At 52.1% G+C, this 23,625-nt stretch carries 19 protein-coding genes; 13 read left to right on the top strand and 6 right to left on the bottom strand.

Annotation, left to right across the window (positions count from 1 at the left end; translation table 11 throughout):
- Positions 1 to 15 precede the first annotated feature (15 nt).
- Both rcsC and gyrA read right to left on the bottom strand, forming a co-directional pair.
- On the bottom strand, positions 16 to 2,862 hold the full coding sequence (gene rcsC, locus JC793_RS07940; RefSeq protein WP_166707538.1) for a two-component system sensor histidine kinase RcsC: 2,847 nt from the start codon (positions 2,860 to 2,862) through the stop codon (positions 16 to 18).
- 173 nt (positions 2,863 to 3,035) lie between these two features.
- Complete coding sequence (gyrA, locus tag JC793_RS07935; protein WP_166708949.1) at positions 3,036 to 5,651, bottom strand: DNA topoisomerase (ATP-hydrolyzing) subunit A; 2,616 nt, start codon at positions 5,649 to 5,651, stop codon at positions 3,036 to 3,038.
- A gap of 190 nt (positions 5,652 to 5,841) precedes the next feature.
- Between gyrA and ubiG the strand changes: the two genes are divergently transcribed.
- The 5 genes from ubiG to tyrP all read left to right on the top strand — a co-directional run bounded on the left by ubiG (position 5,842) and on the right by tyrP (position 12,000).
- The gene (gene ubiG / locus JC793_RS07930; protein WP_052927406.1) at positions 5,842 to 6,567 is read left to right on the top strand and encodes a bifunctional 2-polyprenyl-6-hydroxyphenol methylase/3-demethylubiquinol 3-O-methyltransferase UbiG; all 726 of its coding nucleotides are present in this window, start codon (positions 5,842 to 5,844) and stop codon (positions 6,565 to 6,567) included.
- A gap of 376 nt (positions 6,568 to 6,943) precedes the next feature.
- On the top strand, positions 6,944 to 9,238 hold the full coding sequence (nrdA, locus tag JC793_RS07925; protein ID WP_072871823.1) for a class 1a ribonucleoside-diphosphate reductase subunit alpha: 2,295 nt from the start codon (positions 6,944 to 6,946) through the stop codon (positions 9,236 to 9,238).
- Positions 9,239 to 9,248: 10 nt separating this feature from the next.
- The gene (gene nrdB / locus JC793_RS07920) at positions 9,249 to 10,379 is read left to right on the top strand and encodes a class Ia ribonucleoside-diphosphate reductase subunit beta (protein WP_046892677.1); all 1,131 of its coding nucleotides are present in this window, start codon (positions 9,249 to 9,251) and stop codon (positions 10,377 to 10,379) included.
- Positions 10,379 to 10,645 carry a class I ribonucleotide reductase maintenance protein YfaE gene (gene yfaE / locus JC793_RS07915; protein ID WP_046892376.1) on the top strand — a complete coding sequence of 89 codons (267 nt, stop codon included), beginning with the start codon at positions 10,379 to 10,381 and terminating at the stop codon, positions 10,643 to 10,645. The genes nrdB and yfaE overlap by 1 nt, the downstream gene beginning before the upstream one ends.
- A 209-nt stretch (positions 10,646 to 10,854) precedes the next feature.
- The gene (gene tyrP / locus JC793_RS07910; RefSeq protein ID WP_243847005.1) at positions 10,855 to 12,000 is read left to right on the top strand and encodes a tyrosine transporter TyrP; all 1,146 of its coding nucleotides are present in this window, start codon (positions 10,855 to 10,857) and stop codon (positions 11,998 to 12,000) included.
- A 52-nt stretch (positions 12,001 to 12,052) separates the two neighbouring features.
- On the opposite strand, the gene metC is transcribed toward tyrP, so the two are convergent.
- On the bottom strand, positions 12,053 to 13,234 hold the full coding sequence (gene metC, locus JC793_RS07905) for a cystathionine beta-lyase (protein ID WP_107679371.1): 1,182 nt from the start codon (positions 13,232 to 13,234) through the stop codon (positions 12,053 to 12,055).
- A 217-nt stretch (positions 13,235 to 13,451) separates the two neighbouring features.
- On the opposite strand from metC, the gene JC793_RS07900 reads away from it, so the two are divergent.
- Genes JC793_RS07900 through JC793_RS07890 form a run of 3 tightly spaced genes read left to right on the top strand, consistent with a single transcriptional unit; the run spans position 13,452 to position 15,710 of the window.
- On the top strand, positions 13,452 to 14,120 hold the full coding sequence (locus JC793_RS07900) for a CDP-alcohol phosphatidyltransferase family protein (RefSeq protein WP_218428115.1): 669 nt from the start codon (positions 13,452 to 13,454) through the stop codon (positions 14,118 to 14,120).
- Entirely contained in the window at positions 14,117 to 14,794 is a 678-nt protein-coding gene (locus JC793_RS07895) for a lysophospholipid acyltransferase family protein (protein WP_112550436.1), read from the top strand. The genes JC793_RS07900 and JC793_RS07895 overlap by 4 nt, the downstream gene beginning before the upstream one ends.
- The gene (locus tag JC793_RS07890) at positions 14,784 to 15,710 is read left to right on the top strand and encodes a phosphatidate cytidylyltransferase (RefSeq protein WP_046892381.1); all 927 of its coding nucleotides are present in this window, start codon (positions 14,784 to 14,786) and stop codon (positions 15,708 to 15,710) included. The genes JC793_RS07895 and JC793_RS07890 overlap by 11 nt, the downstream gene beginning before the upstream one ends.
- Before the next feature lie 43 nt (positions 15,711 to 15,753).
- On the opposite strand, the gene aac(3) is transcribed toward JC793_RS07890, so the two are convergent.
- Complete coding sequence (gene aac(3), locus JC793_RS07885; protein WP_218428113.1) at positions 15,754 to 16,593, bottom strand: aminoglycoside 3-N-acetyltransferase; 840 nt, start codon at positions 16,591 to 16,593, stop codon at positions 15,754 to 15,756.
- Positions 16,594 to 16,659: 66 nt separating this feature from the next.
- On the opposite strand from aac(3), the gene JC793_RS07880 reads away from it, so the two are divergent.
- The 4 genes from JC793_RS07880 (at position 16,660) to JC793_RS07865 (ending at position 19,808) form a co-directional block, all read left to right on the top strand.
- Positions 16,660 to 17,244: a hypothetical protein gene (locus JC793_RS07880; protein ID WP_218428111.1), complete on the top strand. Its 585-nt coding sequence runs from the start codon at positions 16,660 to 16,662 to the stop codon at positions 17,242 to 17,244.
- A 254-nt stretch (positions 17,245 to 17,498) separates the two neighbouring features.
- A complete protein-coding gene (locus JC793_RS07875) occupies positions 17,499 to 18,266 on the top strand; it encodes a basic amino acid ABC transporter substrate-binding protein (RefSeq protein WP_218428110.1) in 768 nt (255 codons plus the stop codon).
- Between the two features lie 68 nt (positions 18,267 to 18,334).
- A complete protein-coding gene (locus tag JC793_RS07870; protein ID WP_046892384.1) occupies positions 18,335 to 19,099 on the top strand; it encodes an amino acid ABC transporter permease in 765 nt (254 codons plus the stop codon).
- Complete coding sequence (locus JC793_RS07865) at positions 19,086 to 19,808, top strand: amino acid ABC transporter ATP-binding protein (RefSeq protein ID WP_218428108.1); 723 nt, start codon at positions 19,086 to 19,088, stop codon at positions 19,806 to 19,808. The genes JC793_RS07870 and JC793_RS07865 overlap by 14 nt, the downstream gene beginning before the upstream one ends.
- Before the next feature lie 41 nt (positions 19,809 to 19,849).
- On the opposite strand, the gene adeD is transcribed toward JC793_RS07865, so the two are convergent.
- Positions 19,850 to 21,616: an adenine deaminase gene (gene adeD, locus JC793_RS07860; protein WP_218428106.1), complete on the bottom strand. Its 1,767-nt coding sequence runs from the start codon at positions 21,614 to 21,616 to the stop codon at positions 19,850 to 19,852.
- Between the two features lie 221 nt (positions 21,617 to 21,837).
- Here adeD and JC793_RS07855 point away from each other — a divergent pair, with 221 nt between their 5' ends.
- Positions 21,838 to 23,172 carry an NCS2 family permease gene (locus JC793_RS07855; RefSeq protein ID WP_218428104.1) on the top strand — a complete coding sequence of 445 codons (1,335 nt, stop codon included), beginning with the start codon at positions 21,838 to 21,840 and terminating at the stop codon, positions 23,170 to 23,172.
- A 39-nt stretch (positions 23,173 to 23,211) separates the two neighbouring features.
- Here the strand turns inward: JC793_RS07855 and JC793_RS07850 are convergent, their stop codons facing one another.
- Positions 23,212 to 23,625 (bottom strand): putative signal transducing protein, encoded by a 414-nt coding sequence (locus tag JC793_RS07850; RefSeq protein WP_218428102.1) that lies wholly within the window; start codon positions 23,623 to 23,625, stop codon positions 23,212 to 23,214.

The following is a 23,625-nucleotide window of genomic DNA, read 5'->3' as shown; positions in this document are numbered from 1 at the left end:
GGCTGTCTGTGATTCTCATTCCGGCCCGGGGGGAGTAACCTGCGGGATGTAACGCTGCATCATGGTTTTCAGCGCCTGCATGGATACCGGTTTGGAGAGGCAATCATTCATGCCGGAAACCAGGCAGCGCTCCCGCTCCTCCGCCATGGCGTTAGCGGTGATCCCGATAACCGGCAGTGTCATGCCCTTCTCCCTCAGCGTGCGTGTCAGGTCATAACCGTTCATATTCGGCATATTGACATCCGACAGAATAATATCCACTTCATGAGTTTCGAGGAAATTAAGCGCATCCAGCCCGTCATCTGCGGTTGCCGTATGGAAGCCGAACAGATGCAGCTGGTCAGATAACAGGTGACGGTTAATCGGGTGGTCATCCACAATCAGTATCCGGACATGCTGTGTCTGCTGATTATCAGGCAGCAACGGCGGCGGCAGCTCATCCGCTTCCTGACGACGGTTATTCAGGCAGTCGGAGACAAAATCAGACAACCCGTCAAGCTGATGGGTATTATGCCGCCAGCGATTACCGCCCTGCGGCACCGGTTTATCGGTATAACCGGCATCCAGCTCAATCAGCAACCGTGCCTGTTTCATCGCCGGGGTCACCACATCCGTTATCACCACCGCACCGGAAATATCACTGCATTCTGACAGCGAAACCGGTACCGGAGCAATATCCTGCCAGTAACGCCGCATGTAATCCGCCAGAACCCCGTTACGGAATTCAAAGACCAGCGGCACTGTCAGCGGTACTATATCCGCATGAGAACCGGGCGTATACGCGGTATAGCACGGGAAACGTATCCCGAACAGACTGCCGACCTCTTTCTGCGATTCGACCATCATATCGCCGTCCATCAGAGAGATCAGTTTTTCACAAATAGGCAGGCCCAGCCCGGTCCCTTGTGACGGACTGTCTGTATTCGGGATTATCTGATAGAACGGATCGAATAATTGCCGCAGTTCATCCCCGCTGATACCGCCGCCGGTATCCTGAATATCCACATGCAGATATTCACCGCAGACATAGACATGAATGCACACCATCCCGACGTGAGTATATTTAATCGCGTTATTAAACAGGTTGGCGATAACCTGCTGCATCCTCACCGGGTCATTACAGACCAGTTCCGGTACGTCCCTTTCAATAAAGCAGTACAGAGAAAGGTGTTTTTTCGCCACCAGCGGCAGGTAGTTTGCCACCACAAAATGAATATGTTCGCGGAAGTTAAACTCTCGCGGCTCAATTTTCAGCTGTTTGGATTCAATTTTAGAGAAATCGAGAATATCACTGATAATCTTCAGTAATAATGAAGAGGAGTTATTCATGGTGCCAAGCAGACGCTGTGCATCCTGTGAATGCGCCATGGACTGTAACAGCTCCAGGTTACCGATAATGCCGTACAATGGGGTACGCAATTCATGACTGACCGTGGCAAGGAACATAGATTTCGACTGGTTAGCCTGTTCTGCCGCCTGTGCCGCATCCTGTAACGAGCTTTCCAGCTGAACGCGGGCGCTGATATCCACCAGCACGCAAATCGCCACTTCTTCGTTCTGGTAACGCGAATGGACAAAGCTGACCTGCAGATGCCCCCCGTTACGGGTCACCATATCCTCCATCCCCTGCCGTTTATCTTTTATCAGCAGACCGATGCGGTTACGATCCTCAAATGAAAGCATACGCCAGTAATTATGAGCCAGTTCATTACTCAGCAGCGCTGTACCGTCAAGGGTGCGCAGGATACAGATCCCGACCGGCGCGGAGGCCACAATTTTATGGTTAAACTGCTCGTGCTCTTCCAGACGTATTGCGCTGTTCTCCGCCGGCATAAATATCCGCCGTTCCAGCAGCCAGGTAAACAGCCCGATAATAATGGCGGAAATCAGGTTAAGAATTGCACCGTAGAGGATCTGGAATTTCAGTTTTTCATAGATAGAATTCAGCGGCGTGGTATACACCACACTCAGCATCGACGGCGCCAGTCTGCGTTTGAAGACCAGTTGGGTAAATCCGTCGTCATAACCGAAATAGTTATCGTCCACCAGATAGCGGTCTTTATTTTTCTGGGTATTAATTTCTTCCGGATAGGAGAGCACGACATCGTCCTGCTCATTAATAATCACCATATTGGCCGGAAAATCGCGCAGACGGTTAAAGTTTTCCAGTTGCAGGTTACGCTCGATTCCCATCAACGCGAGAAAACGACCGTCGTAATACAGCGGCATCATCACAAACAGACTGGCCATTCCCTGATTGCCGCCGGGTGCAGCCCAGTAAATTGTGCGTTCTTTACCCTGACTTTTCAGCCGGAAATAGTTCTGAGAATAATCATTCACCATTCTGCGCAGCGTTTCGCTGCTGGTGGAGAGGTTACGGATCGGAAATGAAACCATACATAAACTTTTCGAGCCGACCAGAAAAACCTGATTCAGTCCCGTCGGAGCAGCAATGTTATTTTGCCAGTAGGTCAGGAGATCTTTAAACGCGATAATATAAGGGCCGCTGCCGGTACGGAAAGCCGCACAGTCCCCCTTGGTATTCAGTGCCCGGTAATCAATAAAAAAGCCGTCAGTGGTACGGTCAGCCGGCTCTCCCGGACGCACTTCTTTATTTTCGACAAACCGTTCATTCATATAACGGATATCGCGGGTAATATCGGTGGATTGCCGGAAATAGGCTAATAAGGCATCGTAATCAGAATAATATTGCTGGCGGATGTCATTGCGCATTCCGTTATAGATATTCAGTAAATAGAATACCGTCACCAGCGCACCCAGCCCCCATAACATCACACCGACGATCCGGAACAGGTAACGCGAAATTTTCAGTGATGTCTGGAAAGATGAAAAGTATCTCAAGGGGGCTCCGCCAATAATGAATCTGATATATTCATGAGGTTTCAGACTGTTATGTCTAGGATATACCACTGTGCGATGTTTACAAAATCCCCGGGGTAAATAAAAAGCAGGAACAATATTATTGTTCCTGCTTTATCGGTTTTTCTGATTTATATTACCGGAAACCGGTGATATTAATCATTATTCTCTTCTGTATTATCATCAGATGCCGCATCTGTTTCTTCGCCGTCGTCAGAAAAATCAGTTTCATCTTCCTCCGGCTCAGCAACACGCTGCAAACCAACCACTTTCTCTTCTTCTCCGGTACGGATCAGCGTCACACCCTGGGTATTACGGCCCACGATACTGACTTCAGAGACGCGGGTACGAACCAGCGTTCCGGCATCGGTGATCATCATAATCTGATCATCCGCATCCACCTGGATAGCGCCCACAACTTTCCCGTTACGCTCACTCACTTTAATGGAGATAACCCCCTGAGTGGCGCGGGATTTGGTCGGATATTCAGCTTCTGCTGTCCGCTTGCCGTAGCCGTTTTCGGTGACGGTCAGAATTTCACCTTCGCCGCGCGGAATAATCAGTGATACCACCACATCATCGTCACTCAGACGGATACCGCGGACACCGGTTGCAGTACGGCCCATGGCACGGACAGCATCTTCCGCAAAGCGGACAACTTTACCTTCAGCAGAGAACAGCATCACTTCATTGCTGCCGTCAGTCAGATCAACACCAATCAGCTCATCGCCCTCGTTGAGGTTAACGGCAATAATACCGGCGTTACGCGGACGGCTGAAGTCCTGAAGGGAGGTTTTCTTCACGGTACCGCTGGCGGTCGCCATAAAGACAAACTTGCCTTCCTCATATTCACGGACAGGCAGAATAGCGGTAATACGCTCGTTCTGTTCCTGATCCAGCGGTAATATGTTGATAATCGGACGGCCACGGGCACCACGGCTGGCTTCCGGTAACTGATACACTTTCAGCCAGTACAGCTTCCCTTTATTGGAGAAGCAGAGAATGGTGTCGTGCGTGTTCGCCACCAGCAGACGTTCGATAAAGTCTTCTTCTTTGATGCGGGCGGCAGACTTGCCCTTCCCGCCGCGGCGCTGAGCTTCATAGTCCGTCAGTGGCTGATACTTCACATAGCCCTGATGGGACAGTGTCACCACGACATCTTCCTGACTGATCAGATCTTCAATGTTGATATCAGCGGTGTTTTCGGTGATATCAGTACGGCGCGCATCATTGAACTGATCTTTTGCTGCCTGCAGCTCTTCACGGATAACTTCCATCAGGCGCTCAGGACTTTGCAGGATATGCAGCAGACCGGCGATCAGTTCCAGTAACTCACGGTATTCATCGAGCAGTTTTTCATGCTCCAGGCCGGTCAGTTTCTGCAGACGCAGATCCAGAATTGCCTGAGCCTGAACTTCGGTCAGATGATACAGACCGTCGCGGATACCAAACTGCTCATCCAGGCCTTCCGGACGCGCGGCATCATCACCGGCACCGGCCAGCATTGCTGCAACGGTACCCAGTTCCCATGCCTGTGCCAGTAAACCGGCTTTTGCTTCCGCAGGCGTTGGTGCACGACGGATAAGCTCGATAATCGGGTCGATATTGGCCAGTGCAATCGCCAGACCTTCGAGGATATGGGCACGTTCACGGGCTTTGCGTAATTCGTAAATTGTCCGGCGGGTCACCACTTCACGGCGGTGGCGCACGAACGCACTGATAATCTCTTTGAGATTGAGGATCTTCGGCTGTCCCTGATGCAGGGCAACCATATTGATACCAAACGTGGTCTGCATCTGTGTCAGCAGATACAGGTTGTTCAGTACCACTTCGCCGACCGCATCGCGTTTGATTTCAATCACAATGCGCATACCGTCTTTATCGGATTCATCACGCAGTGCGCTGATGCCTTCCAGACGTTTCTCTTTAACCAGCTCGGCGATTTTCTCAATCAGGCGGGCTTTGTTCACCTGATACGGAATTTCATTAACGATAATGGTTTCGCGGCCGGATTTTTCATCCGTTTCCACTTCAGCGCGGGCACGGATATGAATTTTACCGCGGCCGGTGCGGTAAGCATCGAGGATACCGCGGCGGCCGTTGATAATAGCAGCAGTCGGGAAATCAGGTCCCGGGATGTGCTCCATCAGGCCTTCGATGCTGATATCTTCATCATTAATATAGGCCAGGCAGCCGTCGATGACTTCACCCAGGTTATGCGGCGGAATATTGGTTGCCATCCCGACAGCAATACCGGATGAACCATTAACCAGCAGGTTCGGGATGCGGGTCGGCATCACTTCCGGGATCATTTCGGTACCGTCATAGTTCGGCACAAAATCCACGGTTTCTTTATCAATGTCGGCTAACAGTTCATGGGCAATTTTCGCCATACGGACTTCCGTATAACGCATTGCGGCTGCGGAGTCACCGTCGATTGAACCAAAGTTACCCTGGCCATCCACCAGCATATAGCGCATTGAGAACGGCTGAGCCAGACGGACAATCGTTTCATACACAGCACTGTCACCATGAGGGTGATATTTACCGATCACGTCCCCGACCACACGGGCAGACTTTTTATAGGCTTTATTCCAGTCGTTACCCAGTTCTTTCATCGCGAATAACACGCGGCGGTGAACCGGTTTCAGACCATCCCTGACATCGGGGAGTGCGCGTCCGACAATAACGGACATGGCGTAATCCAGATATGAGCTTTTCAGCTCTTCTTCGATGTTAACGGGCAAGATTTCTTTGGCATTGTCGCTCATGGAGCCAGTATCCCTCATTCACTCCGGATTCAAAGGTGTGGAACTATACCACAAATCGCCAATGTTTAAAAAAAGAGATAGAGAAATCGGGAGAGTATTTTATTTCTGACGCATCCGCGTCCGGCATTGTATACTGACGCCATCGCGTATTCCGGCAGGTTCTGCCGCAGCAAGAGAGAGAATAAAGACCATGAATGATACCGCTTCCCCGCTGACAGCCAACGTCGATCCTGCCGAAATTAAAAAATTTGAGGATGTTGCCTCACGCTGGTGGGATCTTGAGGGTGAATTTAAACCGCTGCACCGGATCAATCCGCTGCGTCTGGCCTATATTCAGCAGCGGGTTAACGGTGTATTCGGAAAGAAAGTGCTGGATGTCGGCTGCGGCGGCGGAATTCTGGCAGAAAGTATGGCGCGGGAAGGTGCGGACGTCACCGGACTGGACATGGGCACCGAGCCGCTTCAGGTTGCACGCCTGCATGCCCTGGAAAGCGGTACGGATATCACCTATGTTCAGGAGACTGTTGAACAGCACGCTGAACAGCATGCACAGCAGTATGATGTGGTGACCTGTATGGAGATGCTGGAGCACGTACCCGACCCTGCCTCCGTGGTACGGGCCTGTGCCCGCCTGGTGAAGCCGGGGGGCGATGTGGTGTTCTCCACCATTAACCGCAACAAAAAAGCCTGGTTTATGGCCGTTATCGCAGCAGAATATATCCTGAAGATGGTACCGCCCGGCACACACGACGCGAAAAAATTTATCCGCCCGGCAGAACTGATTGACTGGCTGAATAACACCGGCCTGCGTGAGCAGCATATGACCGGCTTACATTACAATCCGTTAAGCGATAAATTCTGGCTGGCACCTAATGTGGATGTAAATTATATGTTGCATACGCGTTTTATTTTATAGTGTCAAGTTAATTGCTCCGCCGATTAATAAAACGCCAAACAAATCGCATTTTTCTAAAATTATCGCTTTGCGTAATAAGGTAAGCACAGTTTCATTTTGTCAGTGATCTCGGTGCTTACCACTCTGTCAGCGGGTGACTATCCTCAAGTTATCCACAAAAGATCCTGATTTTATGCACTTGATCCGGAGCGCATTTATCATTATCTTGTTACCCATCTTTTACAGACACACTACATCTTGTGTTTAAATCGCTCAGCGCCCGCTATTGACTTTCCCGGAATATTTGTTCCGGGGATCGTTTTTTATCGGGCGGATACACGTTATCAGCGCGTTAATCACAATAAGGTGTCATTTTCAAAACAGGGTATATCAACTGATGAACCAGAATCTGCTTGTTACCAAACGTGATGGTCACAAAGAACGTATCGATTTAGACAAAATCCACCGCGTCATTACCTGGGCGGCTGAAGGCCTGAATAATGTCTCTGTCTCTCAGGTCGAGTTACGTTCCCAGATTCAGTTCTACGACGGGATCCGTACCGCAGATATTCATGAAACCATGATTAAGGCCGCAGCCGACCTGATCTCCGCTGAAACACCGGATTATCAGTATCTGTCCGCACGCCTGGCTATTTTTAACCTGCGTAAAAAAGCCTACGGCCAGTTTGAGCCGCCTGCGTTATATGCGCATGTGCAGAAAATGGTTGCCGCCGGTAAATATGACGAAAATCTGTTAACCGATTATACCGAAGCTGAATTTGACCAGATGAATGAGTTCATCGATCACTGGCGTGACATGAATTTCTCCTACGCCGCGGTCAAACAGCTGGAAGGGAAGTATCTGGTTCAGAACCGTGTTACCGGTGAAGTGTATGAAAGTGCACAGTTCCTGTATATCCTGGTTGCGGCCTGTCTGTTCTCGCATTACCCGAAAGAGACCCGTCTGGATTATATCCGCCGGTTCTATGACGCCACGTCAACCTTTAAAATTTCTCTGCCGACACCGATCATGGCCGGTGTCCGCACCCCGACCCGCCAGTTCAGCTCCTGTGTGCTGATCGAGTGCGGTGACAGCCTGGATTCCATCAACGCGACCTCCGGTGCGATTGTCAAATACGTGTCCCAGCGTGCCGGTATCGGTATCAACGCGGGCCGTATCCGTGCACTCGGCAGCCCGATCCGCGGCGGTGAAGCATTCCATACCGGCTGTATCCCGTTCTACAAACACTTCCAGACCGCAGTGAAATCCTGCTCTCAGGGCGGTGTGCGCGGTGGTGCGGCAACGCTGTTCTACCCGATATGGCATCTGGAAGTGGAAAGCCTGCTGGTGCTGAAAAACAACCGTGGTGTTGAGGGCAACCGTGTCCGCCACCTCGACTACGGCGTCCAGATCAACAAACTGATGTATGAACGCCTGATCAAAGGCCAGGATATCACCCTGTTCAGTCCGTCGGATGTACCGGGGTTATATGACGCGTTCTTCGCCGATCAGGATGCGTTCGAACGTCTTTATGAGCAGTATGAGAAAGATCCGTCTATCCGCAAACAGACGCTGAAAGCAGTGGAACTGTTCTCTCTGATGATGCAGGAACGTGCGTCTACCGGCCGTATCTATATTCAGAACGTGGATCACTGTAACACCCACAGCCCGTTTGACCCGTTTATCGCGCCGGTGCGCCAGTCCAACCTGTGTCTGGAAATCGCCCTGCCGACCAAACCGCTCAACGACATGAATGATCCGAACGGGGAAATCGCACTGTGTACGCTGTCTGCGTTCAACCTGGGTGCTATTGAGAACCTCGATGAGCTGGAAGAGCTGGCTATCCTGGCGGTACGTGCCCTGGATGCCCTGCTCGATTACCAGGATTATCCGATTGAAGCGGCACGCAAAGGCTCAATGGGACGCCGTACCCTGGGTATCGGTGTGATTAACTTTGCTTATTATCTGGCGAAGCACGGCGTGCGTTATTCCGACGGCAGCGCAAACAACCTGACTCACCGCACCTTTGAAGCTATTCAGTATTACCTGCTGAAAGCCTCCAATGAGCTGGCGAAAGAGTACGGTGCATGCCCGTGGTTTAACGAAACCACCTATTCACAGGGTATTCTGCCGATCGACACGTACAAGAAAACCCTGGATCAGCTGACTAACGAACCACTGCATTATGACTGGGAAGGCCTGCGCGAAGAGATCAAAAAACACGGTCTGCGTAACTCCACCCTGTCCGCCCTGATGCCGTCAGAGACATCATCGCAGATTTCCAATGCCACCAACGGTATTGAGCCGCCACGCGGCTATATCAGCGTAAAAGCCTCGAAAGACGGTATTCTGCGTCAGGTGGTGCCGGAGTATGAGCGCCTGAAATCCGCCTATGAGCTGTTATGGCAGATGCCGGGTAACGAGGGCTATCTCCAGCTGGTGGGGATTATGCAGAAATTTGTCGACCAGGCAATTTCGTCCAACACCAACTATGACCCGACCCGGTTCCCGAGCGGCAAAGTACCGATGAACCAGTTACTTAAAGATTTGCTGCTGGCTTATAAATACGGTGTAAAAACACTTTATTACCACAATACCCGCGATGGCGCGGAAGATACCCAGGAAGATCTCCCTGAGGAAGTGGTTATTGCCGACGATGATGGCTGTGAAGGCGGCGCGTGTAAAATTTAAGGTAAACAGAATGGCTTATACAACATTTTCACAGGTACATAATGATCAGCTCAAAGAACCGATGTTCTTCGGGCAGCCGGTAAACGTTGCCCGTTATGATCAGCAGAAGTACCCGATTTTTGAATCACTGATTGAAAAACAGCTCTCCTTCTTCTGGCGTCCGGAAGAAGTGGACGTGTCCCGCGACCGCATTGACTACAATGCCCTGCCGGATCACGAAAAACACATTTTCATCAGTAACCTGAAATACCAGACCCTGCTGGATTCCATCCAGGGCCGCAGCCCGAATGTGGCACTGCTGCCGCTGATCTCCATTCCGGAGCTGGAAACCTGGGTCGAAACCTGGTCTTTCTCGGAAACCATTCACTCCCGTTCTTACACGCATATTATCCGTAATATCGTGAATGACCCGGCGGTGGTGTTCGATGATATCGTGGCAAACGAAGAGATCATCAAGCGTGCGGAAGATATTTCCGGCTATTATGATGACCTGATCCGGATGACCAATGAATATCATATGTTTGGTGAAGGTACGCACACGGCAAACGGCAAAACCTTTACGGTTACCCTGCGTGCCCTGAAACGTCAGCTTTATCTGTGCCTGATGAGTGTCAACGCACTGGAAGCGATTCGTTTCTATGTCAGTTTCGCCTGCTCCTTTGCCTTTGCCGAGCGCGAACTGATGGAAGGTAATGCCAAAATCATCAAACTGATCGCCCGTGATGAAGCCCTGCACCTGACCGGCACCCAGCATATGCTCAACCTGCTGCGCAGCGGCCAGGATGACCCGGAAATGGCGGAAATCGCCAAAGAGTGTGAGCAGGATTGCTATGACCTGTTTGTCCGCGCAGCGGAGCAGGAAAAAGAGTGGGCAGATTACCTGTTCTGCAACGGCTCGATGATCGGTCTGAACAAAGATATCCTGTGTCAGTATGTGGAATATATCACCAATATCCGCATGCAGGCGGTGGGTCTGCAACTGCCGTTCAGCGTCCGTTCGAATCCGATTCCGTGGATCAACGCATGGCTGGTATCGGATAACGTCCAGGTGGCACCACAGGAAGTGGAAGTCAGCTCCTATCTGGTCGGTCAGATTGACTCTGAAGTTAATACCGACGAACTGAGTAATTTCGAGCTCTGATGTCCCGCTACAAAGTCACCCTGCATGGCAACATGCAGGGTATTCATCTGCATTATGTCAGTGAAGAACACAACAACCTGCTCAATACACTCGAACAATCCGTCCCGGTGGAATACCAGTGTCGTGAAGGCTATTGCGGTGCCTGCCGTGTCCGCCTGAAACGCGGAAAAGTCGGTTACCGGCAGCGGCCGGTGGCGTTTATTAATGATGGTGAAATTCTGCCCTGCAGTTGTTACCCGCTGAGTGATATTGAAATCGAACTCTGAATGATAATGTGACCGGATCAGCAATCCGGTTTTTTTACACCAGTAATGTAACGATATCTTTACGATATACGTAATTTAAATTTGACACCTTTCCGGTTTTTCATTACGCTTTGCTCACATATTATTGATTGAAATATCATGAGGTTTTGGTGAAAAATCGTACACTCGGCAGTGTTCTGATTGTTGCGGGAACAACGATCGGTGCCGGTATGCTGGCAATGCCCCTGGCGGCTGCGGGGATCGGTTTTCCGGTCATTGCGGTTATTCTGATCGGCCTGTGGGCTATCATGAGTTATACCGCATTACTGATGGTTGAAGTTTATCAGTACAGTTCACCGGATACCGGCTTAGGCAGTGTCGCCCGTCAATACCTCGGATTACCGGGTCAGCTCCTGACCGGTTTCAGTATGTTATTACTGATGTATGCGCTGACTACCGCGTATATCGGTGGCGCAGGGGAAATGATCTCCGCCAGCCTGCAGAACTGGTGGCAATTATCCGTTACACCGGGTACGGCTACTATCATCTTCACCCTGGTAGGCGGCCTTGTGGTGTGTGTCGGGACTCACTCCGTTGATTTTATCAACCGTATCCTGTTCACCGGCAAAATTATCTTTCTGATCATCATGCTCGCCGTCATGATGCCGCATGTGAATATGACTAACCTTGTCAGCATGCCGATCCAGAACGGCCTGGTGCTTTCCGCTATCCCGCTGGTATTTACCTCTTTTGGTTTCCACGGCAGTGTGCCGAGCCTGGTCAATTACATGAACGGCGACAGCAAAAAGCTGCGCTTTATTTTCCTGACCGGCAGTGCCATTCCGCTGGTGGCGTATCTGCTGTGGCAGGTTGCGACCCTAGGCGCGATCCCGTCTGATACCTTCTTCGGTATTCTGGCGCAGAAATCCGGCCTTGACGGGTTACTGACCGCACTCAGCGAAACCGTTGCCAATAAATATGTGGATATCGCAGTCAGCCTGTTTATGGATCTGGCACTGGCCACTTCATTCCTGGGCGTGGCGCTGGGGTTATTCGATTACCTGGCCGATCTGTTCAGACGTAAAAACTCCGCATTCGGCCGTACTCAGACCGGGATTCTGACGTTCGCTCTGCCGCTGATCTGTGCCCTGTATTACAAAAGCTTCACCGGTGCACTGGCGTATGCCGCGATGGCGCTTTCCTTCCTGGCGCTGATCCTGCCATCATTATTAGCGTGGAAAGTACGGCAGAACCCGAAAGCCGGTGCTTACCGTGTTGCAGGCGGTAATGGTGTGCTGCTCTTTATCTTCCTGTTCGGCCTGCTGGTGATCTCTATTGAGTTCATCAAAAGCGCCGGTTATCTGCCGAATATTTGATATTACCTTTCTGAGAATCAGCCCGGTCACGCCGGGCTGATTCTTTTCTGTCTCAGTGCACTGCGTTCAGCCGTTCAAATCCGGCGGTTAAATCCGCGATCAGGTCATCCGTATCTTCCAGACCGATTTGCAGGCGCAGTGTCAGCCCGCCCGGCTGCCAGCGGGTAACGGTCCGGTAACGGCTGCAGTCAAACGGGATAATCAGGCTCTCAAAGCCGCCCCAGGAATACCCCATAGCAAAAATATCCAGCCCGTCGAGCATTCCGGCCAGATCACCCGGGGTATATTTTTCATCCAGTACCACAGAGAACAGACCGGACGACCCGGTGAAATCCCGCTTCCAGATCTCATGTCCCGGGCATTCCGGAAATGCCGGATGCAGCACTTTGCTGACTTCCGGACGTGACTGTAACCACTCCGCAACTTTCAGTGCCCGGTTCTGCGCCTCCTTCAGCCGGATATGCAGCGTGCGCAGCCCGCGCAGTACCAGGAAACAATCTTCGGCTCCCGGCAGCATCGCCATCTGATCGTAGGTTTTGCGCAGTTCCGGCCACCACTGTTCATTGGCGGAAATCAGTCCCATCAGCACATCGGAATGGCCGCCGGGATATTTGGTTCCGGCTTCAAGGGAGATATCACAGCCGTGTTCATGGGCACGGAAAAAGAGCGGGGTCGCCCAGGTGTTATCAATAACAGTTGTAATATGGTGACGTTTTGCCACCGCCGTAATCGCCGGAACATCCTGCACCTCAAAGGTCTGGGATCCGGGGGATTCAAGGAAAATCACGGTTGTTTCCGGACGGATAAGGGATTCAATCCCCGCACCGATCAGCGGGTCATAATAGGTGGTGGTGACCCCCATTTTCGCCAGCAGGCCGCCGCATAACTGCCGGGTCGGGTGATAGACAGAATCGGTCATCAGCAGATGATCACCGCTCTTCAGTGTGGTCAGCAGTGCCAGAGTCACGGCACCGAGTCCTGACGGGGATAAAACCGTGCCTGCGGCACCGGTCAGCTCACTCCAGGCATTTTCCAGTGCCGCAATCGTCGGTGTACCGTCCGTGCCGTAATGGAATTCCGCGCGGCGGTTGATCAGTGCATCATACGACGGAAACACAACCGTGGAGCCGCGGTATACCGGGGTATTCACAAATCCGTGCTGCGCTGCCGGGTTACGGCCGCTTTGCGTCAGCCGGGTTTCTCTCCGCAAAGAACGGCGGGATTGTTCTGACATAATCACCTCAATAATAGTCTGCCTGGTTACACCGTTATCCTGCCATAAGGGCGGCAGCTTTCCTTAGTCGCTTTTCAGCTAAGATATGCCGTTATCCGCACTGCCCGTACAATCGGCTGTATAACAAAATATTTAACGATTTTGCCGTATCACTATTATTAATAAGCCACGAAACCTTATATTATCAACAGATTAATTTTCACATGACGGAAAGGATATGGAATCAGAAATCAGGGACAGACGTCCGATAAAGGCCCGGCAGACCCGCTGGGCGACCGCTGCCGCCCGCCTGCTGCAACGGCGCGGCGCAACACCGAATGGTATCTCTGTTGCCGGTTCTGTCTGTGCATTGTTTGCCGCTGCCGCCTTATATGGTGCACTGAACAGTGAACTCACTGTGCTGCGTATCGTCCTGTTTCTGCTGGCGGCGCTGATGATACAGGGGCGGCTTATCTGCAATCTGCTGGACGGAATGGTCGCGGTGGAAGGCGGACTGCGCAGCCCTGCCGGTGCCGTCTTTAATGATTTGCCGGATCGTATTTCAGACAGTCTTATTCTCGTTATTGCCGGTTACGGGCTGGCCGGTTTTGTGGCCTATGCCCCGCAACTGGGCTGGGCGGCTGCCCTGATGGCGATGATGACCGCCTATGTCCGCGTACTCGGCGGCAGTTGTGAGCAACCGCAGAAATTTTCCGGCCCGATGGCAAAGCAGCACCGGATGGCGCTGCTGACGGCCGGTACCGTTGCCGCCTGTTTTATCCCGCTGTATCAGGCCCAGTGGCTGTTTCTTATCATCCTGTGGGTGATCACCCTTGGCGCCTTCTGGACTGCTGTGCGCCGTACCCGCATACTGATAGAGGATTTACATAAGGATAATAAAGGATGACCCGTAAAACGTTTTCACCGGATCAAAAAATTGTCTCGGCGCTGCTGGTGTCGGTATGCCGGTTTCTGACCGGCATCCGTGCAAAGCAGAACGCTCCGCTGCCGGAAGGCAAACCCTGTATTTATTACGCCAACCACTCCAGTCATCTCGACGGGCTGGTGATCTGGTCCTGCCTGAGCAACGCCGCACGCAAACATGTTCATCCGGTCGCCGCTCAGGATTACTGGGATAAAACCCGGTTCCGCCGTTATATTGCCAAACGCATATTCGGTGCGGTGCTGATCGCCCGCGGTAAAAAAATTGAACCGGCCGCTGACAATGAGCAGCAGAATGCCACCCCGGCTGAAAATCCGCTGGACGTGATGCAAAACGTCCTCAACAGCGGGGATTCCCTGATTTTGTTCCCCGAGGGCACGCGCGGCGACGGTGAAAAAATTCAGGATTTCAAAGCCGGACTCTGGCATTTATCACGTAATAATCCGGACGCCGTACTGGTGCCGGTGTATCTGGAAAATCTCAACCGTGTACTGCCGAAAGGCTCGCGGCTGGTTGTGCCGGTGATCTGCACTGCCACATTCGGTGCCCCGGCTGAACCGGCCGGAGAAGAAGAGAGCAAAGCGGACTTTTTAGTACGGACCCGCCTGGCGTTAGAGGCAATACATCATGAAAGATAATGAATTATTCTGGATCTTCAGCGGACTGTTCGGGTTCCTGGCAGTGGCAACGGTTATCGGTCTGATCCTGAAACAGATTAAGGGAAATACCTCCGTTATCAGCAACCTCAATGCCCGCATCCGTGCCTGGTGGCTGATGTGTATCATTGCGGCAGTCGCTATCAGTATCGGGCCAATCGGCTCGGTGGTGCTGTTTGCCTTTATGTCCCTGCTGGCACTGCGTGAGCTTATCACGCTGACACCGACACACCGCGCCGACCACGGTGCGCTGTTCTGGTGCTTCTTTATCATCCTGCCGGTGCAGTATGTACTGGTCGGTATCCAGTGGTATAACCTGCTGGCGGTCTTTATCCCGGTATATGCTTTCCTGTTTATTCCGACCCGGATGGTGCTTTCCGGCGATACCCGCCATTTCCTGGAGCGGATGGCAAAAATCCAGTGGAGTGTGATGATTGCAGTTTACTGCCTCAGTTATGCCCCTGCACTGCTGGTTCTGCCGATCCCGGGTTTTACGGATAATATCAATCTGCTGCTGTTTCTGATGATCGTGGTTCAGATTTCCGATGTACTGCAATACGTGTTCGGCAAGCTGTTCGGCAAGCACCCGATTGTGCCGAAACTGAGCCCGAATAAAACCGTTGAGGGCTTTATCGGCGGGATCGTCAGTGCCAGCCTGGTCGGGATGGCGTTGTGGTGGGCCACGCCGTTCAGTCCGTGGGCCGCCTTCCTGCTGTCACTGATGATTTGCCTGGCCGGTTTTGCGGGCGGATTATGTATGTCCGCTATCAAGCGGGACAGCGGGATCAAAGATTTCGGTGCGATGATTGAGGGACACGGCGGTATGATGGACAGACTGGACTCCCTTTGCTTTGCCGCCCCGGTCTTCTTCCATGTGCTGAAATATTTTTATACCTGATAACAGAAAACCGGTGCGGTGATCCGCCGCACCGGTTCACCGGTTACCCCGAATTATGCTGATACGCCATCATCCAGCTGACCGCAAAATCCCGCATCTCCCGCGCACTGACCAGCAATGCCGCCGCACTACCAACATTTCCCTGCCGCACGTTGTTATTCTGCTGACAAAAATCCGCGACAATCTGTGCAAAATAGCCTTCCGGAAAACAGTCACACACCGGGTCCGCTGTATCAAACTCCTCACTCATCACCCAGTCCGTACTGCCGTCAGCCCGGCGCAGCGGTAACTCTTTGCGGCGGATGCGTTTATTCCTCAGCGGTGCAATGCTTTCCGCATGATGCAGCAGACTCATGGTATCCGCCGGCGCCCCCGGCATCAAAACCTTACCGTCCTCAGCCACCAGCCGTGCAAACGGTGAATCCTCACCATACCCGTAACACAGCGGATGATTTTCCGTAAAATATGCCGCTTTTGCACCGATTGCCGCGACAGAGGCCCCCGGATTCGCACTGCGCAGCGCGCCTGGCCGGGTACGGAAACATTCGGCAAACACACCATGATCCGGATTTGCCCGGGAAGTCCGCACATCAAACGGCGTAATCAGCGGTTTCAGTGCCGCCGGGACACATCCGTCATCTCCGGTACTGTCTTCATAATTTTCCAGCCAGTTGACATAACACAGCAGTGTGCCGTTCTCACCGGTACACTGTAAAAGTGCATCAATAAGATCATCTGCGCCGTTGAGACATGGCCCGGCGGCACGCAGAGAAGCATGTACCATCACTGCATCTCCAGGCTGTAAACCGAGTACCCGCAGTTGTTCTGCCAGCACCGGCTGTGACCAGTAATATTCATCACCAACGGCAATCATTTTTTGCATTTCAGCACCTTGTATTTATATTATTGATTCGGGTAATCCGCTGTTTTTATTATTTAAGGGAATAACATGATTCAGGAAATCCTGCTGATCCGTCACGGGGAACCGGTACCGGATAAGAAAACGCCGCTGGCACTGCGTGATCTGCATGCCTGGCTGGCAGAGTATGATGCGGGGGGCATTATTCCGCCATCCTCCCCGCCGTTATCCTTGTCCGCAGAGGAATTATCCCGTTATTTCCCGGTGGCCAGCCCGCTGTTCCGTACCACTGCATCACTGGCCGCACTCGGGATCACCCCCTGCGCCATTGTTGACGAACTGCATGAGGCCGTACTTCCGCTGTTCTCACCTGCACTGCTGATGCCGGTAAAACTGCCGCCGATGTGGTGGGTGACGGCATTCCGCCTGTTGTGGCTGGCCGGTGGCGGGAAATCCGTTCCCTCCGTGGCACAGGTGCGTGAACGGGCGCAAAACGCCGCCGGCATCCTGTCCGGCTATGCACAGGAACACGGTGCTGTGCTGGTCATGGCGCACCGGATTATCAATCATGCACTTCGTCCCGCACTGGAACAATCCGGCTGGCAGCTGGCAGAAAAAACACACAACAGTTATTGGGGGATGATGCGGTTCACCCGCACCGCATCACACCGCTGACATCAGCCGGTGTATTCTGATCCGGATCTGCCTGCCGGATATTAAGGTGGTATTAATCTGTATAAATTGTCACGTCCCGCCGCACGTTCCGCCACATCCGCTCTGTTTTTCTTAATTTCCCGTATAAGACTCTGCCTGCGCTGTCCCGCAGGCTGATCATCTGCTGCCTCCTTGCTTATTTTTAAATAGTTATTGCCATTAAATGAATATTTATGTATTTTTAATTAAAAATCACGCATAAAAATGAGGTTGTCATGTTTAAGAAATTGGTCTTTGCAGGCTGTTTATCACTATTAGCATTCACCGGGGTAAGTCAGGCTAAAGAAACTTATGTGGTTGGTGCCGGCGGCACTTATCGCCCGTTTGAATTTGAGAACAGTGAAAAACAACTCGAAGGATTTGATATCGATATTATTAAAGCGGTCGCTGCCGCCGAAGATTTTGATGTCAAATTAATCAACACGCCGTGGGAAGGTATTTTCGCCACACTGTCCGCCGGGGATCGCGATATTTTAATTTCCGGTATTACCATCACCGATAAACGCAGGCAGATGGTAGATTTCTCCGCCCCGTATTTCCCGGCAGAACAGGCTATTGTGGTGAATGAAAACTCACCGATAAGCGCATTATCTGAACTGAGCAAATATAACGTCGGTGTGGTGAACTCCAGCACCGGAGATATTGTGGTTTCTGATGTGCTCGGTAAAAACAGTACTGCTATCAAACGGTTCGATAATACCCCGCTGCTGTTACAGGAATTATATGAGGACGGTGTGGATGCGGCGGTCGGCGATGTCGGGGTCGTGAAGTTTTATATCAAAACCCACCCGGATAAGAAATTTAAACTGATTTACGATAATCATTTTGAAAAACAGTATTTCGGGATTGCCGTCGCCAAAGGTAATACCGAATTACAGGAAAAAATTAACCGGGGTCTGGCAAAAATCATTGCTGACGGAACTTACGCCAAAATCTATCAGAAATGGTTCGATAACGACGTACCTTCCCTGCCCGCGCAGTAATTTATTATTTATCTGATGAGAAACCCGCTCCTGCGGCGGGTTTGAACTGTTTTTTCAGGATGGATGTTATGTCAGCTTTCCGCTGGGAAATTATAGAAGAATACGCCCCGTTATTTATGGAAGGGGCACTGATGACGATTAAATGTACTATTATCTGCGTCATCTTAGGGACCCTGTGGGGACTGACACTCGGCCTCGGCCGGACAGCCCGCGCAGAGCGCGGTCCGGCGAAATGGCTGTTGTTGTTCTTTGTACAGTATCCGGTACGGTTTTATGTCAGTGCATTCCGCGGTACGCCGCTGTTTGTACAGATCATGGTAGTACACTTTGCACTGGTGCCGCTGTTTATTAATCCGCGTGACGGGCTGATGGTCACTGGCGGGATTATCTCTTCAGATACCGCCAGAATGCTGCGTTCAGACTATGGCGCATTTCTCTCCTGTATTGTTGCTATCACACTCAATGCCGGGGCGTATGTTTCCGAGATTTTCCGGGCCGGGATACAGTCCGTTGACCGCGGACAGACAGAAGCCTCCCGTGCTCTGGGCATGAGCTGGGGAAAAACCATGCGCAAGGTGATCCTGCCGCAGGCTTTCCGCCGAATTCTGCCGCCGCTGGGAAACAATGCCATCGCCATTGTCAAAGATTCCTCCCTGGCTTCCGCTATCGGCCTTGCCGACCTGGCCTATGCGGCACGGACAGTGTCCGGTGCATATGCAACTTACTGGGAACCGTACCTGGTCATCTCCGTTATTTACTGGATGCTGACATTCCTGCTGGCACAGCTGGTTCAATACACCGAAAGAAGGTTGAGCAGAAGTGATTCACGTTAAAAATTTACAGAAAAAGTTCGGCAACACGCATGTGCTGCGCGGTATCAGCTGTGATATCCGCCCGCAGGAAGTTGTCTGTGTGATAGGGCCGTCCGGCTCCGGGAAGAGTACCTTTCTGCGCTGCCTGAATGCCCTGGAGCGGGCGGACTCCGGTGAAATCGTGGTTAACGGCACCGATGTGTGTGACCCGAAAACCGACCTGAACCGGATGCGTGCACATGCCGGCATGGTATTCCAGCGCTTTAATCTGTTTCCGCATATGACCGTGCTGGATAATATCACGATGGCACCGCTGATGGTGTCCGGACTGAAAAAAGCCAATGCCCTGCTGAAAGCAGAACAATTACTGGAAAAAGTCGGTCTGCCGGACAAAATTGATGCCTGGCCGGAGAGTTTGTCAGGCGGACAACAGCAGCGGGTGGCCATCGCCCGTGCCCTCGCAATGGACCCGACCGTACTGCTGTTTGATGAACCCACCTCTGCCCTCGATCCCGAGCTGGTCGGCGAAGTGCTGAATGTGATGAAAAATCTGGCACATGAAGGCATGACCATGGTGATTGTGACCCATGAGATGAACTTTGCCCGCGAAGTGGCAGACCGCGTCTTTTTTATCGATCAGGGGGTCATTCAGGAGTCCGGTACGCCGGAGCAGATCTTTAATCACCCGCAAAACCCGCGTACTGCCGCGTTTCTCAGCCGCGTGCTGTAGTTCATAAGGACAGAGACAGACCGTCTCTGTCCTTTTTCCGTTTATGCGGTTAACTCACTGTGTGTAAAAACAAATTTATTCACATCATATAACCCGAGGCTGGTAAGTTTCAGCGTCGGGATCACCGGCAGTGACAGAAATGCCATCTGAATAAACGGCTCGTCCAGCATTACTCCGCAGTCGCGGCAGGCCGCTTTCAGGGATTCGATTTCAGCGGCGATCTCATCCGCCGTTTTATCACTCATCAGCCCGGCGATCGGCAATGTCGCATGACTCAGCACCCGCCCGTCAGCCACCACACACATCCCGCCGCCACCGGCAATCAGCTGATTCACCGCCAGCGCCATATCCATCGGATCAATACCGGCTACCACAATATTGTGGCTGTCGTGACTGACCGTTGATGCCAGTGCCCCTCGTATCAGACCGAAATTATGCAGCAATGCGGTTGCCGGCGGTATCTGGCGGCCATAACGTTCAATCACCGCAAGTGAGCAGATATTATCACAATCGTAGCGGCGTCCGTCCCAGCTGACACGCTGCTCACAGGTGATCAGCTCATTCGGGATCACACTGATGGCACGATACTCACGGCCGGTTTCCGGTACAAAAGCCAGAGATTGTGCGGTCACCGCCTGACGGCGGACCGTATTTTGCATCGGCGGACGTGATGCCGCCTGTTTCGCCTCCCGCTCACGCAACAGTGCCGCCTTATCCACCCAGCGGCCACCGCACATAACAGCCTGAATATCGACCGTTTTCTCATCCCTCAGCAGCACCAGATCCGCCTGTTTCCCCGGTGCCACCAGCCCCAGATTTTTCAGTCCGAAATGCCGTGCGGCAGACCAGCTGGCGACCCGGTAAGCCACATGCACCGGAATCTGATGCTGATTGATCAGACGATACACCAGCGCATTAATATGCCCTTCATGAATGATTTCCCACGGGTTGCGGTCATCTGTGCATAACAGACACTGCGGGCTGCTCATCGCCGTGAGCAGCGGTGCCAGTGCATCCAGATTCCGTGCTGCAGAGCCTTCGCGGATCATCAGTGTCATTCCCAGTGCCAGTTTTTCTAATCCTTCCTCATAGCGGTGAGATTCATGGCAGTTTTCTATCCCTCCGGCAATATAACCGTTAAGATCTTTTCCGGTGACCACCGGACAGTGGCCATCCAGTGTCATATCGCGGAATGCATCCAGTTTATCCAGCGTTTCTGCCTCACCGGCAATCACCGCCGGGAAATTCATCATCTCCGCCAGCCCCAGCACATGCGGATGATCTTTATATTGCAGCATCTCCGTCAGCGGAAAATCCGCGCCGTTCACATCACTGCCCGGCAATGCAGGCACACAGGAGCTGACCTGAACAAACTGATTCTGCTGAGCCTGCTCCGCGCAGCGCAGAAACCACTCTATCCCCTCCTTCCCCATCACATTCACAATTTCATGCGGATCACACACTATCGACGTAACCCCCAGCGGCAGTGTGGCGCTTTCAAACGTAACCGGGGTCATCATGCCGGATTCAATGTGCAGGTGAGAGTCGATAAATCCGGGTACAACCACCGCATTTTTACCGTCAACCACCTGATGTGCGGGGGCATCTTTATACACCGGGCCGACACCGGCAATCACCCGCCCGCTTATCACTACCGGCCCCGGAAATTCCCCGCCGTTAATCAGATCCAGTATCCGGACATTATCAATACGATAATCCGCAGGTACCTCACTGCGGGCTACAGCAAGGAGTGTTGTCATTTCTTCACGGCTGCGCGTGCAGGTGTGCTTATTTTTCTCACTGTTCATCACTGTCCCCTGTTTTTCTCTCACATTGATAATGCGGATTCACGGTGTTCTCTCTGTCCTGTGAGGCATACCGGAATAAAGGTGATCCCCGCCGCAACTGTTACAAATTATTGCGGGATAACCGGATGATTACGGTTTCTCACGGAAAGTCATTACGATGCTGGCATTGATTATGCATTTATCAGACCAGTTATCTTTTCCCCGGGAGACAGGAGCATAAAATGGATAATCACACACCGGAAAACATCCGGGAAACAGGTGTGCTGGGACGTTTATTCCGTTTACAGGCACACGGTACGACTGCACGAACTGAAGTTATCGCCGGTATAACCACCTTTCTTACCATGGTGTATATCATTTTTGTTAACCCGCAAATTCTCGGCGCTGCCGGGATGGACACTCAGGCAGTCTTCGTTACCACCTGTCTGATTGCTGCATTCGGCTGTATTCTGATGGGCTGTCTGGCAAATCTGCCGGTTGCACTCGCACCGGCTATGGGCCTGAACGCCTTTTTCGCTTTCGGCGTGGTTTCTGCCATGGGCTACTCCTGGCAAATCGGGATGGGCGCTATCTTCTGGGGCGCGCTCGGTATGCTGCTGCTGACCCTGTTCCGCATCCGTTACTGGATGATTGCCAATATCCCGCTTGGTCTGCGGGTGGGGATCACCAGTGGTATCGGGCTGTTTATCGCGATGATGGGACTGAAGAATATCGGCCTGGTCGTTCCGAACCCGGACACACTGGTTTCCATGGGCGATCTGACCTCCCACTCCGTCTGGCTCGGTGCACTGGGCTTTTTTATTATCACGATTCTGGCATCACGCCGTATTCACGCAGCGGTGCTGATCTCTATCGTGGTCACCACACTGATTGGCTGGCTGCTGGGGGATGTCACCTACAACGGTATTTTCTCCATGCCGCCGGATGTCACCAGTGTGCTGGGCAAGGTGGATGTGGCCGGTGCCTTTAATATCGGTCTGTCGGGTATAATCTTCTCGTTTATGCTGGTTAACCTGTTTGACTCATCCGGTACTCTTATCGGGGTAACCGATAAAGCCGGACTGGCAGACAAGGACGGCAAGTTCCCGAATATGCAGAAAGCGTTGTATGTGGACAGTGTCAGTTCAGTGCTCGGCGGTTTTATCGGCACATCGTCGGTCACCGCCTATATTGAAAGTACCTCAGGGGTTTCTGTCGGCGGCCGGACGGGGCTGACAGCTGTGGTCGTCGGGCTGCTGTTCCTGCTGGTGATTTTTCTCTCCCCGCTGGCCGGAATGGTACCTGCCTATGCGGTTGCCGGTGCGCTGGTTTATGTCGGGGTATTAATGACATCCAGCCTGGCGCGGGTAAACTGGGATGACCTGACAGATGCGGTTCCCGCCTTTATCACCGCAATTATGATGCCGTTCAGCTTCTCAATCACCGATGGTATTGCACTCGGTTTTATCTCTTACTGTGTGATGAAGCTGGGCACCGGACGCCTGAAAGAGCTGAATCCGTGTGTAATTCTGGTTGCTCTGCTGTTTGTGCTGAAATTTGTGTTTGTCGATCACTGATGTTTCTGCCGGATGGCGGATATTTCCCTCATCCGGCATTTACTTTGTTTTCTTTTTCAGGCGATGGTGCAGCGCCTTAAACGGAATTGCCAGCCCGAGCGTCAGAAAGATAAGGAATACAAACCCCATATTGACATAATCTTCTTTGCTGTTTTCCGCTGCCGGCTCCGGACCTGTCTCAACCGGTTCTCCGTCCTCATCAATCCCGAAATCACCATGATGATAATCCGCCAGAATATCCTGCGCACGGGTTAATTCATCCTGATTAACCAGCAGTTTTACACCGCCGACCGCCTGTGCATACATCTGATTATTCCAGACAATATTTTCATCCAGCAGCATCACCTCAATCCCTTCCGATTGCAGTAAACCGGCCTCAATCCGGGCATCCAGGGGCGACAGATACTGAGCCAGCAATGTATAACGGCTGCGTGTCGGGTGTATGTTCCACAT

Source organism: Morganella morganii (assembly GCF_019242955.1).
GTDB classification, from domain to species: Bacteria; Pseudomonadota; Gammaproteobacteria; order Enterobacterales; family Enterobacteriaceae; genus Morganella; species Morganella sibonii.
The sequence above is the reverse complement of the archived record's forward strand: the minus strand, read 5'-3'. Positions and strand labels throughout refer to the sequence as shown.